Annotated in this window: 19 protein-coding genes and 1 pseudogene; 18 read left to right on the forward strand and 2 right to left on the reverse strand. The window is 38.8% G+C overall.

Features of this window, described 5'->3' with window-relative positions:
• The first annotated feature begins 14 nt into the window (after positions 1-14).
• From argF to LIR34_RS15865, 18 genes are all read left to right on the forward strand, one after another.
• Entirely contained in the window at positions 15-1,016 is a 1,002-nt protein-coding gene (argF, locus tag LIR34_RS15780) for an ornithine carbamoyltransferase (RefSeq protein ID WP_161284822.1), read from the forward strand.
• Positions 1,013-1,819, forward strand: a complete 807-nt coding sequence (locus tag LIR34_RS15785; protein WP_161284821.1) for a biotin--[acetyl-CoA-carboxylase] ligase — start codon at positions 1,013-1,015, stop codon at positions 1,817-1,819. The genes argF and LIR34_RS15785 overlap by 4 nt, the downstream gene beginning before the upstream one ends.
• Positions 1,820-1,843: 24 nt before the next feature.
• Positions 1,844-2,206 carry a DUF6145 family protein gene (locus tag LIR34_RS15790; protein WP_161284820.1) on the forward strand — a complete coding sequence of 121 codons (363 nt, stop codon included), beginning with the start codon at positions 1,844-1,846 and terminating at the stop codon, positions 2,204-2,206.
• Positions 2,207-2,215: 9 nt separating this feature from the next.
• Positions 2,216-3,184, forward strand: a complete 969-nt coding sequence (dusB, locus tag LIR34_RS15795) for a tRNA dihydrouridine synthase DusB (RefSeq protein WP_161284819.1) — start codon at positions 2,216-2,218, stop codon at positions 3,182-3,184.
• 219 nt (positions 3,185-3,403) lie between these two features.
• Positions 3,404-3,886 (forward strand): transcription elongation factor GreA, encoded by a 483-nt coding sequence (greA, locus tag LIR34_RS15800; protein ID WP_161284818.1) that lies wholly within the window; start codon positions 3,404-3,406, stop codon positions 3,884-3,886.
• Between the two features lie 34 nt (positions 3,887-3,920).
• Positions 3,921-5,978, forward strand: coding sequence for a lysine--tRNA ligase (gene lysS, locus LIR34_RS15805; RefSeq protein WP_173903195.1), 2,058 nt, complete (start codon positions 3,921-3,923; stop codon positions 5,976-5,978).
• 382 nt (positions 5,979-6,360) lie between these two features.
• Positions 6,361-6,618 (forward strand): DUF6462 family protein, encoded by a 258-nt coding sequence (locus LIR34_RS15810; RefSeq protein ID WP_173903194.1) that lies wholly within the window; start codon positions 6,361-6,363, stop codon positions 6,616-6,618.
• A complete protein-coding gene (locus tag LIR34_RS15815) occupies positions 6,608-7,558 on the forward strand; it encodes an ArdC-like ssDNA-binding domain-containing protein (protein ID WP_244092351.1) in 951 nt (316 codons plus the stop codon). The genes LIR34_RS15810 and LIR34_RS15815 overlap by 11 nt, the downstream gene beginning before the upstream one ends.
• A complete protein-coding gene (locus LIR34_RS15820; RefSeq protein ID WP_244092350.1) occupies positions 7,488-8,582 on the forward strand; it encodes a YodL domain-containing protein in 1,095 nt (364 codons plus the stop codon). The genes LIR34_RS15815 and LIR34_RS15820 overlap by 71 nt, the downstream gene beginning before the upstream one ends.
• Positions 8,579-8,761, forward strand: a complete 183-nt coding sequence (locus LIR34_RS15825; RefSeq protein ID WP_244092349.1) for a hypothetical protein — start codon at positions 8,579-8,581, stop codon at positions 8,759-8,761. Before LIR34_RS15820 ends, LIR34_RS15825 begins: the two co-directional genes overlap by 4 nt.
• Before the next feature lie 67 nt (positions 8,762-8,828).
• Positions 8,829-9,233: a YodL domain-containing protein gene (locus tag LIR34_RS15830; protein ID WP_244092348.1), complete on the forward strand. Its 405-nt coding sequence runs from the start codon at positions 8,829-8,831 to the stop codon at positions 9,231-9,233.
• Entirely contained in the window at positions 9,233-9,709 is a 477-nt protein-coding gene (locus tag LIR34_RS15835) for a DUF4316 domain-containing protein (protein ID WP_244092347.1), read from the forward strand. Before LIR34_RS15830 ends, LIR34_RS15835 begins: the two co-directional genes overlap by 1 nt.
• A gap of 3 nt (positions 9,710-9,712) precedes the next feature.
• Entirely contained in the window at positions 9,713-9,997 is a 285-nt protein-coding gene (locus tag LIR34_RS15840) for a molecular chaperone (RefSeq protein WP_173903193.1), read from the forward strand.
• A 358-nt stretch (positions 9,998-10,355) separates the two neighbouring features.
• On the forward strand, positions 10,356-10,574 hold the full coding sequence (locus LIR34_RS15845) for a helix-turn-helix domain-containing protein (protein WP_173903192.1): 219 nt from the start codon (positions 10,356-10,358) through the stop codon (positions 10,572-10,574).
• The gene (gene dptF / locus LIR34_RS15850; RefSeq protein WP_173903191.1) at positions 10,574-12,298 is read left to right on the forward strand and encodes a DNA phosphorothioation-dependent restriction protein DptF; all 1,725 of its coding nucleotides are present in this window, start codon (positions 10,574-10,576) and stop codon (positions 12,296-12,298) included. Before LIR34_RS15845 ends, dptF begins: the two co-directional genes overlap by 1 nt.
• Positions 12,295-12,792: a hypothetical protein gene (locus LIR34_RS15855; protein WP_173903190.1), complete on the forward strand. Its 498-nt coding sequence runs from the start codon at positions 12,295-12,297 to the stop codon at positions 12,790-12,792. Before dptF ends, LIR34_RS15855 begins: the two co-directional genes overlap by 4 nt.
• 155 nt (positions 12,793-12,947) lie before the next feature.
• Complete coding sequence (gene dndE, locus LIR34_RS15860) at positions 12,948-13,331, forward strand: DNA sulfur modification protein DndE (protein WP_173903189.1); 384 nt, start codon at positions 12,948-12,950, stop codon at positions 13,329-13,331.
• Complete coding sequence (locus tag LIR34_RS15865) at positions 13,328-14,482, forward strand: cysteine desulfurase family protein (protein ID WP_244092346.1); 1,155 nt, start codon at positions 13,328-13,330, stop codon at positions 14,480-14,482. The genes dndE and LIR34_RS15865 overlap by 4 nt, the downstream gene beginning before the upstream one ends.
• Positions 14,483-14,563: 81 nt before the next feature.
• Here the strand turns inward: LIR34_RS15865 and LIR34_RS15870 are convergent, their stop codons facing one another.
• Together LIR34_RS15870 and LIR34_RS15875 are read right to left on the reverse strand one after the other, a co-directional pair.
• Positions 14,564-14,770, reverse strand: a complete 207-nt coding sequence (locus tag LIR34_RS15870) for a hypothetical protein (protein WP_173903188.1) — start codon at positions 14,768-14,770, stop codon at positions 14,564-14,566.
• Positions 14,771-14,789: 19 nt separating this feature from the next.
• Positions 14,790-15,071: pseudogene (locus LIR34_RS15875) on the reverse strand (relaxase/mobilization nuclease domain-containing protein); the annotation flags it as partial.

The following is a 15,071-nucleotide window of genomic DNA, read 5'->3' on the forward strand; positions in this document are numbered from 1 at the left end:
GAGGAGAAATTATTATGAATTTAAAAGGACGTAATTTTCTGACACTCAAAGATTTTACACCGGAAGAGATCACATATCTCATCGATCTGGCTGCTGAATTAAAAGCAAAGAAAAAAGCCGGAGAGCTTCATGAGTATTACAAAGGCAAAAATATTGCCCTGATCTTCGAAAAGACAAGTACAAGAACACGCTGTGCATTTGAAGTAGCTGCTCACGATCTTGGAATGGGCAGTACCTATCTGGATCCGACTGGTTCTCAGATCGGTAAGAAGGAGAGCATTGCAGACACAGCAAGAGTTCTCGGAAGAATGTATGAGGGAATCGAATACAGAGGATTTGGACAGGAAATCGTAGAAGACCTTGCAAAATATGCAGGAGTTCCGGTATGGAATGGTCTGACAAATGAATATCATCCGACACAGATGCTGGCCGATATGCTGACCATCCGTGAGCATTTTGGAGATCTTAAGGGACGTCGTCTGGTATACATGGGAGATGCCCGCTACAATATGGGTAATTCCCTGATGATCGCATGCTCCAAACTGGGAATGCACTTTGTTGCCTGCACAACAAAGAAATACTTCCCGAATCAGGAACTTGTAGATCTGTGCAGAACATATGCAGAGGCTTCCGGCGGAAGTATTACTCTTACAGAGGATGTTGAGGCAGGAACCAAAGATGCAGATGTTATTTATACAGACGTATGGGTATCCATGGGTGAGCCGGATGAAGTCTGGGAAGAACGTATCAGAGAACTGACACCATATAAAGTAACGAAGGCAGTTATGAAAAATGCCGGAGAAAAAGCAATCTTCCTTCATTGCCTGCCTGCATTCCATGATCTTAAGACAAAGATCGGCAAGGAAATGGGCGAAAGATTCAATCTGACAGATATGGAAGTTACAGATGAAGTTTTTGAGTCTGAGCAGTCTCATGTGTTCGACGAAGCTGAAAACCGTATGCATACGATCAAAGCAGTTATGGTAGCTACTCTTGGAGAACCGGAGAACAAATGATAGATACTGTATATTCAAAAGAAACAATTTTAAAGGAAATACACACAAAATGGGCGGGCAAAACCGTCCATTTTGCAAAAGAAACGGACTCCACAAATGAATGGTGCAAGCGTCTTTCAAAAGAAGGAGCAGAACATGGCACCCTGGCAGTCACCGAATTTCAGTCTGCAGGCAAGGGACGTCTTGGACGCCGCTGGACGGCTCCGGAGGGAAGTTCCATTATGATGTCTGTTCTTCTGCGTCCTGATTTTGAGCCACAGTATGCATCCATGCTGACACTTGTTATGGGACTGAGTGTGGCACAGGCAGTAAGAGAACTGGATATAGAGGTTTCCATCAAATGGCCGAATGATGTTGTAGTCTCCCGCAAAAAAATCTGTGGGATTTTAACAGAAATGGGTCTCGAAAAAGGAAGAATCCGAGAGGTAGTCATCGGTGATGGAATCAATGTAAATCTGGAAGAATTTCCGGATGAACTTAAGGACAAAGCAACTTCGCTTTATCTGGAAACAGGAAAAAAATATGACAGAAACCGTCTGATCAGTCTGATCATGGAAAAGTTTGAGAGAAACTATGAGAAGTTTACAGAAACCTGTGATCTGTCACCTTTGATCGATGATTATAATGTAATGCTTGCAAACAGAAATCAGCCGGTGCGGATACTGGATAAGATAAATCCATATGAGGGGATTGCAATCGGAATTGACCGTGAGGGAGAGCTTCTGGTGAAGGTTGCAGATGGTGAGATTCGAAAGGTATGTTCCGGTGAGGTATCTGTGAGAGGTCTGTACAGTTACGTGTGATTAAAACTAGATGAAGGAGTTTTTATGTATCAGGAAAATGTTGTACTCTGCGGCGCAAGTGCCTATGAGCAGAAATATTATTTTAACCAGGATTTTGCTTCTCTTCCGGAGACGATCAAACAGGAACTGCAGGTTATGTGCGTACTGTATACGGAAGATGTGGGAGGAATCCTGACACTGGAATTTGATGAGACCGGAAATCTGCAGTTTAAGACAGAAGCAACGGATTCTGATTTCAGATATGATGAGATTGGAAGCGTTCTGAAAATCAAACAGATCCAGGCAGAAAAAAGAGAACTTCTGGAATCCCTGGAAATGTACTACCGTGTATTTTTCCTTGGAGAAGATATGGAAGATTCTGTGGAACATGTGGATAACGAGGAGTAAATTATGAATATGCGGTGGAAAATCGGCCAGGTTGAGATGGAAAATCCATTTATTCTGGCACCAATGGCAGGCGTGACAGACCTGCCATTCCGTTTGTTATGTAAAGAACAGGGAGCAGGACTTCTGTGTACAGAGATGGTCAGTGCCAAGGCAATTTCTTTTCATAACAAAAATACAATTTCTCTTATGCAGATCGATCCGGCGGAGCATCCGGTTTCCATGCAGATTTTTGGAAGTGAACCGGATCTGATGGCAGAGGTTGCCAAGAGCATAGAGGAGCAGCCTTTTGATATTCTGGATATCAATATGGGATGTCCGGTGCCGAAGGTGGTCAACAATGGGGAAGGCTCTGCACTTCTTAAGAATCCCGAACTGATCCGGGAGATTGTGACGAAGGTCTCTCATGCAATAAAGAAGCCGGTGACGGCAAAAATCCGTATTGGATTTGAAGGCTATCCGGTGGATCCGGTGGAGATCGCAAAGATCATCGAAGATTCCGGTGCTGCAGCAGTTGCGGTTCATGGAAGAACAAGACAGCAGTATTATTCCGGAGAGGCAGACTGGGATACAATCCGCAGGATCAAAGAGGCAGTTTCCATTCCTGTGATTGGAAACGGCGATGTGGATTCAGCAAAGAAAGCAGAGGCACTGGTAAAAGCAACCGGATGCGACGGTATTATGATCGGCCGGGCAGTTCGAGGAAATCCCTGGATCTTCCGTGAATTGAATCATTATTTTACTACAGGGGAAGTACTTTCGAAACCATCCTGGGAAGAAACACGAGAGATGATTCTTCGCCATGCGAGAATGCAGATTGAACTGAAGGGTGAATTTACAGGAATTCGAGAAATGCGTAAGCATATTGCATGGTATACGTCCGGAATGAAGCACAGTGCCGGATTGAGAAGAGATTCCAATCTGGTAAGCAGTTATGAGGAGTTGGAGAAGCTGTTGGATTTTGATCTTGCAAACAGGTAAGAAAGGGAAAAACAGAGCTTTGGAATAAGCTGTCAATAACGAGAAAAAACGGCGGAAATCGTTGTAAAATGGGGTGTTTTACGCTTGACAAGGTATATAGATTTCGGTATAATACTGGAATTGTGAATATCCTAGAATAAGTCTGCCCTTTTTGAGGTATGATTGTTCTGGGAGTGTATATCCAATGAATATCCGTTTATTTTGAAAGGGTGTAGGATTATGGAAGAAAAAAAGAATTTATTAACATATGCAGGTCTTAAGAAACTGGAAGATGAACTGCACGATTTAAAGGTTGTAAAGAGAAAAGAAGTAGCAGAGAAAATCAAAGAAGCAAGAGAGCAGGGAGACCTTTCTGAGAATGCTGAGTATGATGCTGCAAAGGATGAGCAGAGAGATATCGAAGCAAGAATCGAAGAGATCGAGAAGATCCTTAAGAATGCAGAAGTTGTTGTAGAAGACGAAGTAGATCTTGACAAGATCAGCGTTGGATGCAAGGTTAAAGTATACGATTATGAATTCGAAGAAGAAATGGAATTAAAGCTCGTTGGTTCTACAGAGGCTAACAGCCTGGAGGGCAAAATCTCCAACGAATCCCCTGTAGGAAAAGCTCTGATCGGTGCTCATACAGGCGATGTTGTTGAAGTAGAGATGCCGATGGGAATTATGAAATACAAAGTTCTGGAAATCCAGAGAAACATCTAATAAATCAGTCTAAGAACAGAAGGAGGCCAAAGAAGTGGCAGAGCAGAAGAAGCAGGATACAAACCAGCTGCTGAAGGTTCGTCGTGAGAAGCTTGCAGATTTACAGGCAAACGGAAAGGACCCGTTTCAGATCACAAAATTTGACCAGACACATCATTCACTTGAGGTGAAGAATCTCTATGAAGCACATGAGGCAGAGATCTTAAAAGACCGCAAGACTCCAGATGTAGAAGGTCTTGATGAAGCACAGGCAAGAGAAGTCCTCAAAAAGGACTATGAAGAGAGAAGAGAAATCATGGATGCGAGCCCGATCCACGTTGCGATCGCCGGCCGTATGATGTTTAAGCGTGTCATGGGAAAAGCTTCTTTCTGTAATATTCAGGACCTGCAGGGAAATATCCAGGTCTATGTGGCAAGAGATGCTATCGGAGAAGAATCTTATGCAGATTTCAAGAAATCCGATATCGGTGATATCTTCGGCCTGGAAGGTTTTGCTTTCAGAACAAGAACAGGCGAGATTTCTATCCACGCTGAAAAAATGACTATGCTGACCAAGAGTTTGCAGATCCTTCCGGAGAAATTTCACGGACTGACAGATACAGATACACGTTATCGTCAGAGATATGTAGACCTTATCATGAATCAGGACAGCAAGAACGTATTTATCAAACGTTCCCAGATCCTCAAGGAGATCCGTAACTTCCTTGCAGGACGTGACTTTATGGAAGTCGAAACTCCAATGCTTGTTTCCAATGCAGGTGGAGCAGCTGCAAGACCGTTTGAAACACATTACAATGCCCTGAACGAAGACGTTAAGCTTCGTATCTCTCTGGAGCTTTATCTGAAGAGACTGATCGTCGGTGGACTTGAGAGAGTTTATGAGATCGGCCGTGTATTCCGTAATGAAGGTGTTGATACACGTCACAATCCGGAATTCACTCTGATGGAGCTTTATCAGGCATACACCGATTATGAGGGAATGATGGAACTTACTGAGTCCATGTTCCGTTATCTGGCAGAAAAAGTCTGCGGTTCCACTAAGATTTCCTATAATGGTGTAGAAATCGATCTTGGTAAGCCGTTTGCACGTCTGACAATGAACGAAGCAATCAAGAAATATGCAGGAATTGACTTTGATGAAGTAGCAGATGATGAGGCAGCCAAGAAACTTGCTGACGAGCATCATATTGAATATGAGGCACATCATAAGAAGGGTGATATCATTAATCTCTTCTTTGAGGAGTACTGTGAGAAAGAACTGATCCAGCCTACATTTATCATGGATCACCCAATTGAGATTTCTCCGCTGACCAAGAAGAAACCTTCTGATCCGAGCAAGGTAGAGCGTTTCGAACTTTTCTGTAATACATGGGAAATGTGTAACGCATATTCCGAGCTGAATGACCCGATCGACCAGAGAGAGCGTTTTAAAGCACAGGATGCTCTTGCTGACGCCGGTGACGAGGAAGCAAACCATACGGATGAGGACTTCCTGAACGCACTGGAGATCGGTATGCCGCCTACAGGTGGTATCGGATACGGAATTGACCGTCTGGTTATGCTTCTTACAGACAGCCAGGCAATCAGAGACGTACTGCTGTTCCCGACGATGAAGAGTCTTGACTCTGACAAAAAAGCAGGAAAATCCGAAGCAGTAGAAGAAGCAACTGCAAACGACAACAACGGATTCTTCAAAGACAACGCGAAGATTGACTTCTCCAACGTAAAGGTTGAGCCTTTATTTGAAGAAGAGGTTGATTTCGATACATTCAGCAAATCTGATTTCCGTGCCGTAAAGGTTAAAGAGTGTGTAGCAGTTCCGAAGAGCAAGAAGCTCCTTCAGTTCACACTGGATGACGGAACAGGTACAGACCGCACGATCTTAAGCGGAATCCACTCTTACTATGAGCCGGAAGAATTAGTTGGTAAGACACTGATCGCAATCACCAACCTTCCGCCAAGAAAGATGATGGGAATCGAGTCTTGCGGTATGCTGCTTTCAGCAGTGAATAACCTGAAGGATTCAGAGGATGAAGAACTGCATCTTCTGATGGTTGATAACCATATTCCGGCAGGTGCTAAGCTGTACTAATCCAGAAAAAAGAGTTCGGTTTGGTAGTCATAGACGTCCAATCAGGAAAAGTGGTTCCATGGATTGACATGGAGCTACATGAAACGGCCTGGAGCTGTATAGATTGAAATAATGATGCATGGATTATAAGGAAACAGAATAAGGAGCTCTATGGATTCTTAACTGTTTGACTTATTTGTTTACAAGTAAAATATTGATTATTTTTGAGGAGCATTTTTCAAAAATAAGGTGTATAAAGGGACACTTCTCTTTTGGTAGAAATACCAATGGAAGGTGTCCTTTTTTTGTTGTCAGGCATAGCAATTATTCATTTTGATGATATGCAGAAAACGCATCCTTTCACGCACCTGCCAAATAAATTTCTGGAAACAAGGAGGAAGCCATGAAAAAACGAAAAACACCTGACTTGGAAAAATATCTGGAAGGAAAGAAACGCAGATTTGTAAATTACACACAAGGAGCAAAGATTTATAGGATGTCCTACTGGCCCTTTGTCAGACTGGCGAAAAAGGCAGAAGCCAATTATCCGATTCGAAAGACAGCTATTGTGGATCTGAATATTCTGGATGATTTTTTAGAAGACAATCCTGATGCTGCATCAGAATTAAAGAAGAGAAGGGGGAAGCGTTATGGGAAATAACCGAAGCAAGGTTCCGGATTTGGAAAAGCTTGTCAAAGGAGGACGTAAGAAATTTGTCCGTTATGAAGAAGTAACAGATACAAAAGAAAAGGGTGACGTAAGAGATATTCCAACAGTGCAGACAGCAACAATTCCACTGCTGGTCCAGGGAAAAGATATCGACAGCATTATGCAGTCACTGGAATCCGGTGTGGAAGAACTTTTTACAAGTAACCGCTATCAGGAATTTCTTAAAACCATGGCAAAGTTTCACAATTATTCCTTTAATAATACAATGCTGATCGCCATGCAACGACCGGATGCCCCACTTGTTACCAGCTACAAAAACTGGCAGTCCATGGGTAGACAGGTCATGAAAGGTGAAAAAGGAATTACGATTATTGCACCGACACCATATAAGAAAATGAAGGAAAAAGAGGTTCTGGATGAAAATCAGCGACCGATCATGGGAACTGATGGAAAACCTAAGACTGAACAGGTGGAAGTTACTGTTCCACATTTTAAAGCAGTTACCGTCTTTGATATTGCTCAGACATCCGGAGAACCGATACAGACACTGGCACCGGAATTATTGACTGCAGCTGTACAGGACTTTGATTCTTTCATGCAGGCCATTCAGAAAATATCCCCAGTACCGATACGATTCGATGAGATCGATGGCAATGCCAATGGATATTATCAAAATACAGACAAGGAAATCGTGATCAAAAAAGGGCTCAGTGAAAGTCAGACCTTAAAGACTGCTATTCATGAAACAGCCCATGCTAAACTGCATGACAAGGAAATCATGGAAAGCTTGGGTGTAGAAAAAGACCGTCTGACAAAAGAGGTTGAAGCAGAATCCGTTGCTTACTGTGTGTGTTCTTCCTTTGGTTTGGATACATCGGATTACAGTTTTCCTTATATTGCAGGGTGGAGCAGCAGCCGGATACCGTTATGATTATCAGGAAAGTAAACCGAGACATATTATACTGGCACCGGATGGGCCACATGAAATTGCTGGGTATTTGCAGTTTGAATCATGGGGAAATATCAAAGATTGGCTGGAAGATACGATTGCAGAAGGAACGGATATTTCGGAAAGAGTTGATCGGGCTTTGTATCCATTTAAGTTTGATTATACCCTAGAGGAAGAAATGTTCAGAGGTAATGGTGACCGCTATGCGATTTACCATGTGGATGAAGGCACATCGGGAAAACAACATTTATTTATGAATATGGCAATGGTCAAAGAAGATGGCATTACAATCGATGCAGCAAATTATAAATGTGTCTATTCTGGCAGATTACATGAAAATGAAAAGCTGGATGATTTGTATGCCGTATTCAACGATAATCCACCGGCAGATTATAAAGCACATTCTATGTCTGTTAGTGATGTCATCATTACAAACCATGGTGGGGAGATGCAGGCATATTACGTGGATCGATTTGGATTTGCAGAACTTCCAGACTTTGCAGCACAAAGAGAAAAAATACTCGATATTGTCCTGGAAATAGAAAATGTGGATTATGAAAATGATCTTACATGTATCAGCTTTTATGCGGCTGAATGTGCTGAATTTCTTGTAATGGGTGAAGTACATTATGACCTGACATTACCAGAAGCCTTGGAAGCTTATGAGAAAATCCCATCAGAACGTATGCATGGACTGAAATGTGTTGGCTTTGATCTGAAAGACGGAAGTGATTATGAAGGAATGCAGAGTCTGATGATTGAAGGAAAAATACAGAAAGAATTTTTGAATTCGATTCCTGGATTTAGAGAAAATTCTTATGTGCAAAATGCAATCAGTCGTGTGGAAAAGTACTTGGAAGAAAGACATCCAAATGTGGAAAATCCTCTGAAATCCAATAAGAAAGTGGATAACGAAAAAAATATAAGCGAAGAAAAAAACGAGAAGGAGCTGAATATACAGATGAAACCAATACCGAAAAAGAAAAGGGGGGAAATGAGCCTATGAGAAATGTAAACCTGGAAGAAAACGAACTGACTATTACTGCTATCTTCCAGCAGCACACAAAGGAAGAAACAATCCAAACACTGAAAGAAGCTTTGGAAGTTCTGGAACAGGAAGAAAGTGATCCTGAGAATGAAGAAATGATTGAGATCATCAATTCTACAGTTGGAAAATTACAGTAGATAGAAGACAAATACTACTATTCTCTGGATCTGAATTATTATCTGAATAACCTGGAGGACGATGCCTATGTTTAATCAATTTGCAGTCTACCGAGTAGATCAGCAGACAGAAGGAAAAATACTGTGGCATCTGCCATATCAGGAGGCAATCCAGCAGAACGTGTCGATTATTGTCGAAAATTATCGATTAATCTCGATTCATGAAATGCAAGAAAATGAAAAAGTCGCTGACATCTGGAAACGGATGAAAAAGCAATGCGAAGTCAGTGACGTGCTCGTATTGAATAAGAATGGAGAAATCAGCTGCTACTATGTAGATGAAAACTATCCACAGTATCTGGCCGGATTCATTCGTATCAACACATCCGGAGCACTGCTCACTATGGAAACTGAGAATTATCAGATTGATGGGAAAAAGGAAACTGGATTGCGACAGACACCATCATCATCAATGGAAAACAGTTTTATCTGATGGAGCATCAGGTATACCGAGATCTGGCGCAGGGTGTTATCCTGGATGCCTATGGAAAAATGGTTGTCGAAGAATGCGAGAAATTTGACGAAAAGACAAAACAAAAGATCCATGATTACATCCAACAGCAGGTACCGCTAAATCCAGTCGAACAGCTAAAACACAATGGCAAAATGCGTCTGGAACATTACCAGAAGTTCTACCAGAACGGCACTTATGAACGGAGCCGAGAATCCGGTACCGAAGCCAATTATGATATGGTGGACGGTCTGGTGAATAATCAGAAGAAAAATCCGGAAAAGACCTTTGATGCTCGCAGCAACAAACAGACTCCCCGAAATCAACAGGATAATAAACCAAAGAAACGAAGATCCGTGATCAAACGACTGCATCAGAAACAGATTGCTATTGCTCGCCGGTCAGGTAAGCCAATACCAAAGTACCTAGATCAGGAAATGGAAAGAAAGCGGGGGTAGAATATGCGAAGGTTAAAGTGTGAAAAAGAAACGATTATCCTAACCAATGAAGATGACGGATTCTATGATGTGTATACCTTCAATCAAAGCCTGCAGAAACGGTTACGGACTTTTGCTGACAAGTATCCGGATGATTGCTGGTTGAAAGGATCTTCTGAGGATGGCAGTGAAAGGTATATGATTAAGAAGAGGCGATTGACATTTAAATTGATTCCTCCGTATGACAAGAAAAGGCGGTTGGAAGCAAAGAAAAAGATGGATCTGATTAACAGTAAGAGGAATCCATAGAATCCATTCTGCAAAGAAAAAGTACGGTCTAGACCGATAGTTTTTTAAGTGTCATAAGAAAGTCGTATGATGTATAGGCTCAGAGGAGTAAAACACTCTTCTGGGTCTTTTTATAGTTAAATATAAAGGGAGAGCTAATGAAGGGAAAGAAAAAGATATTGCAATTAAATGAGAGAATAGCCTTTTGACACAATAGAGACATATGTTTGATGCTTTTTTCATGCGATTAACTATCTATATGACGTAAAAATAACTCAAAAACAGAATTTTTCAAAGAGGAATCCTTGATGTATCAGTTAGTGAAAGATATAATAAAAACAATTGATTAATTATGTAGATGCTTATTCGAGGTAAGAATATGGAATTATGTTATAACAATCTTTGGAAGACACTTATTGATAAAAAAATGAAAAAAGGTACGTTATGTCGTGAAGCAAAGATCAGTACTAGCACGATGTCAAAAATGAAAAGGAATGAGCCAGTTTCATTGGCAATAATATTGAAAATATGTGAAGCGTTAAATTGTAATATAAATGATGTAGTTACAATTGAGTCTTCTAATCAGAGGGGTGTGTAATGGGAAACTGTAAACTTGTAGATGAATTAAATAGATTAAGGAAGTCCTCAAGTGATTCTATTGATGGAATAGGCACATTTGATGACTTTAAAAAATATATGCATGTTTCAAGAAGTGCTGAAAAAGATTTGATTGAAATATTGCACAAGATAGAAGATTCTGGTAGGAAAAGTCTTGTAATGCTTTGTGGAAGTGCTGGTGATGGAAAGTCACATCTCTTATCATATTTAAAAAACGATTTAAGACTTTTAGATAATTATGTTGTATACAATGATGCAACTGAAAGTAGTGCACCCTCTAAAACGGCTATTGAAACTTTGAACGAAGCATTGCAAGGATTTTCTGATGAAAATTTAGAAAAGCCAGGAGAGAATTTTATATTGGCTATTAATCTTGGGGTTTTAAGTAATTTTATTGAATCTTCATATGGAGATTCGTTTAAACAATTGCGTAAATACGTCATTAATAGTAATCTTTTAACTAATCAATTAAATGAAAAAGGTTACGAAGAGAATAGTGCATTTCAGCATGTGAGTTTTTCTGACTATCACATGTATAATCTTACAGTCCATGGAGTTAAACCAGAATATTTGGAGCGTATATTAGAAAAGGTGTTTTGCATGGATTTTGAGAATCCGTTCTACAATGTTTATAGCAATGATTGTAAAGAATGTCCTCTTTCTCAAAAATGTCCAGTTAAACATAATTTTGAATTTCTTGGTAATGAGAAAAACAGAAATTATGTTGCTAACGCTCTCGTTGAGGTGACAATAAAGGACAAGGAAATCCTTACTACTCGTGAAATTTTAAATTATATTTATGATATTATTGTTGCTCAAAATTTCAATTATAAGAAAATGGCTCAATCTTCGACTAATGAAGTATCATTTTTAAAAGAGTATATTAGCGATATCACACCTTCATTAATGTATGAATATATTGATAAATCTGTGCTATTAAATCAGCTGCAAAAATATGATCCATTATTGGTACGTTCTGAACAAGCAGATGAAGATGCTATTTCGTATTATGTTTCGTCGGATGTATCGAACGAAGTGGTGTCTGTACTTGATAAGGAAGCTTATTCTAAAGTTTTGTGTCAGCAATCTGCCATCGAAAAAATTAACAGTGATAAAGTTTTGAAAGCACAGTTATTCAATATATTAGAACGATTGAAGACAATTAAAAGTGATATAGTGCAGGATAATGCATATGTCTCTTTTTTAAAGATGTTGTATTATTTTAATACGGGAACTACAAAAAAATATGGAGAGTTATATGATCTTGTTGAAGAGGCTGTTATTCAATGGTGTGGTAATGAAGATCAAGATAATGTTTGTTTTGACGATTGTCATGAGGGAATTGCATTATATGAGCATATTGAATTTGAACCATATTTGGATGTTTCACCAAGCGTAAAGAAAAACGAGGAACTTCAACGTTTCTTGCCTTTTATTACGGTGAAATATGAAAGTGAAAAAACTGGAGAAATCATACCCTTAGATATCGATTATTCTTTATATGAATTAATATATAAACTTGCCGCTGGATATATTCAAACTGCTGAAGATAGAAATAATCATGCTGATTTTATAAGTTTTATTTACAAGATATTAAGAACTGGTTCAGCAGACAAAGAAGTTTTTTTGGTGACTGATGATAACAGAAAAGCAATTATTGAGAAGACAAAATTTGGAGTATATAAATTTAAGGTGGTGAGATGATGGAATATCAATTTGATTATGCAACATTTTGCAAAACATTTAATGTAAAAGATGATAAAGCAATTGATTCCTTGCGTCTTACACATACACAAGATATCAATTTTAGATTATTTCCATATAAGGCTAGTGGAAAGACTCAAGCTCCAATTATTACAGATTTAGAAGAAGTTGTAAGTGATTTCTTTAGAAAATCATTAAATTTAGAAACTGAGCCAGTAGAATATAAATCATTATGCGATGCTATTATTGCTGAAATGGATATTGCAGATGAAGATATTGAGATATTTAAAGAAATGATACACTCTCTATTTTTTGAAGGGGATGATTTTGTAGCAAAAAACTTAGGACTTTATCCATACCAAACAAAAGTAAACAATAAAAGCGCAGACCGACTTGCAGGTTTCTTACTAGATGTTTTCGGGTTAAATGGAAATGATTGTAATATTATTGAAGAGGCAAAGGAAACTAATATCAACATATTTTCCGAATGCTAGTGATCAAACAATTATTTTATCAACAGACTCAGAAATTGATCAAAAATATTATAAATTAATGAAACCGCATATAGGGGATGAATTTACATTAGTTTATGATGACGAACTAATGAAAACAACGATAAAAAAAGGATATTTATTTGAAGGTAAATAACATGATAGTAAAGCAAATTAAATTATCCAGCCAGTCAAAAGATAGGTTGGGAAGATTAAAAGGTAAAACTGGGATTAAAAATTGGAATGTTCTTTGTAGGTGGGCTTTTTGCTATTCATTGGGGGAATATTCTATGCCAACAGATATTCCTGTTAACACAGATAGCAATGTTGAAATGTCATGGTTTACCTTTGCCGGAGAGTATAGCGATTTATATGATGCTCTTATGAAGGCTTGGTGTATCAAAATGAACCTTCCTATAGACGATGAAACCCTTGCTAAGTATTTTAAATTACATTTAGAAAGAGGGATTGCACATCTATCTGGAACAAATTATATAAAAAATTTAGACGATTTAATGAATCTGGCAATAAAGGAGAAATGATGGGAATATATCTTGATAATAATTCTTCATCGCCTATCGACGAACGAGTTCTTGCTGTTATGGTAGATGTATATTTGAATTCATACGGTAATGCAGACAGCAGAACCCATAATCATGGTGAGCAGGCAAGAATAATTGTTGAAAATGCTCGTAAACAAGTGGCGTCATTACTTGAAATTAATTCTTCGGAAGTCTTTTTTACAAGTGGTTCTACAGAAAGCAATAATATAACAATACAAGGATTAGAAGAATATGCATTAAAAACAAATAAGAAGCATATTATTACATCTGCTATTGAACATAAATCTATACTTGAAACTGTGAATATGATGAAAAAGAAGGGGTTTGATGTAGATATTGTAAATCCAGATTTATCCGGACAAATTAATGTTCAAGAAATACTAGATAAAGTCAGGGATGATACGCTTTTAGTCTCTGTTATGCATGTAAACAATGAAACTGGGATTATTCAGCCAGTAGATAGGCTCGGGACAGAATTAGAAAAACGCAACATATTGTTTCATGTTGATGCAACACAAAGTTGTGGAAAATTAGTAGATGAAATTAGAAATCTCAAGTATAATATGCTTTCATTTAGTGCACATAAGTTAAAAGGACCACAGGGTGTAGGCGTTCTAATTCTGAAAAAAAAGAAATATAAATTACCTCCTGTAAAAAATATTATATATGGAGGGCAACAAGAGGGTGGAATACGCCCAGGTACAATACCAGTAGCTTTAGTAGCTGGATGTGGAAAAGCATGTGAAATAGCAGAAAAAGAATACAGAGAAAATTCGCAAAAATGTAAATCACTCAAAGTTATTTTAGAAGAACTTTTGAAGAAATCTAATGTGAATTATCATTATAACGGTGCACAACAGTATTGCATAGATTCATCAGTAAATATCTGCTTCAAAGGAGTAATCTCAGAAGCACTGATGCTTTCGAGCAAACAATATTGTAGTGTATCAAATGGCTCAGCATGTACATCAAAAAGCTATTCACCAAGTTATGTGCTTGAAGCCATGGGTATACCGACAGAAGACATTGAAAATTCGATTAGAATTAGTTGGGGTCCTGAAACAAATGAAATAGAATTTCGTGATAATATTAATAAGATGATAGAAATAGCCAAAAGCCTTGCTGTATAAATTTTCTAAATCGAAGTTAGAGAAAATGTCTGCATAAAACAAATCTGTTTTATGCAGACGTTTTTTAGCTAGTGGGGAAAATCAATCCAACTCCGCCCCTAACTCATACCTCCAATACTCCGCTGCCTCATACTCTCTGGGTTCTGAGAGTATCGGTACGGTAAAGAGTTCAACCGGAACACCGAGTGTTGATGCAAAGAGTTTCATAAGATCTTCCTCCTTTATCAGAGCTTTTAAAAGAATCAGATAATTGATGCAGTCTGTGATCTTTTCATCCCACTGTTCCATATCAAAATGCAACAGAGTGCCTTTCCACTGCAGTCTTTCGCACACTGTTGATAACGATGTGAGTATGGATATTTCCGGATTCATTGTGGCCATAAGTGTGAGTAACTACCAGTGCCTGATATCCGGGAAACATCTGCTTTGCAAGTTCCAAACTGATTGTCTGTGCTCTCTCACCGGTAAGTCCATTTTCTGTAACATCGGCCGGATCGTAGCTGATAATGTAGTGGTGACTTTTGATATCTTCACGTTTCTTATTTTTGTGAAAATGAGCATTTGTCAGTTCACATTCCTTGTCAAAAGA

Source organism: Blautia sp. MSK17_66, from assembly GCF_020538025.1.
In the GTDB taxonomy this organism is placed as follows: Bacteria; Bacillota; Clostridia; order Lachnospirales; family Lachnospiraceae; genus Blautia_A.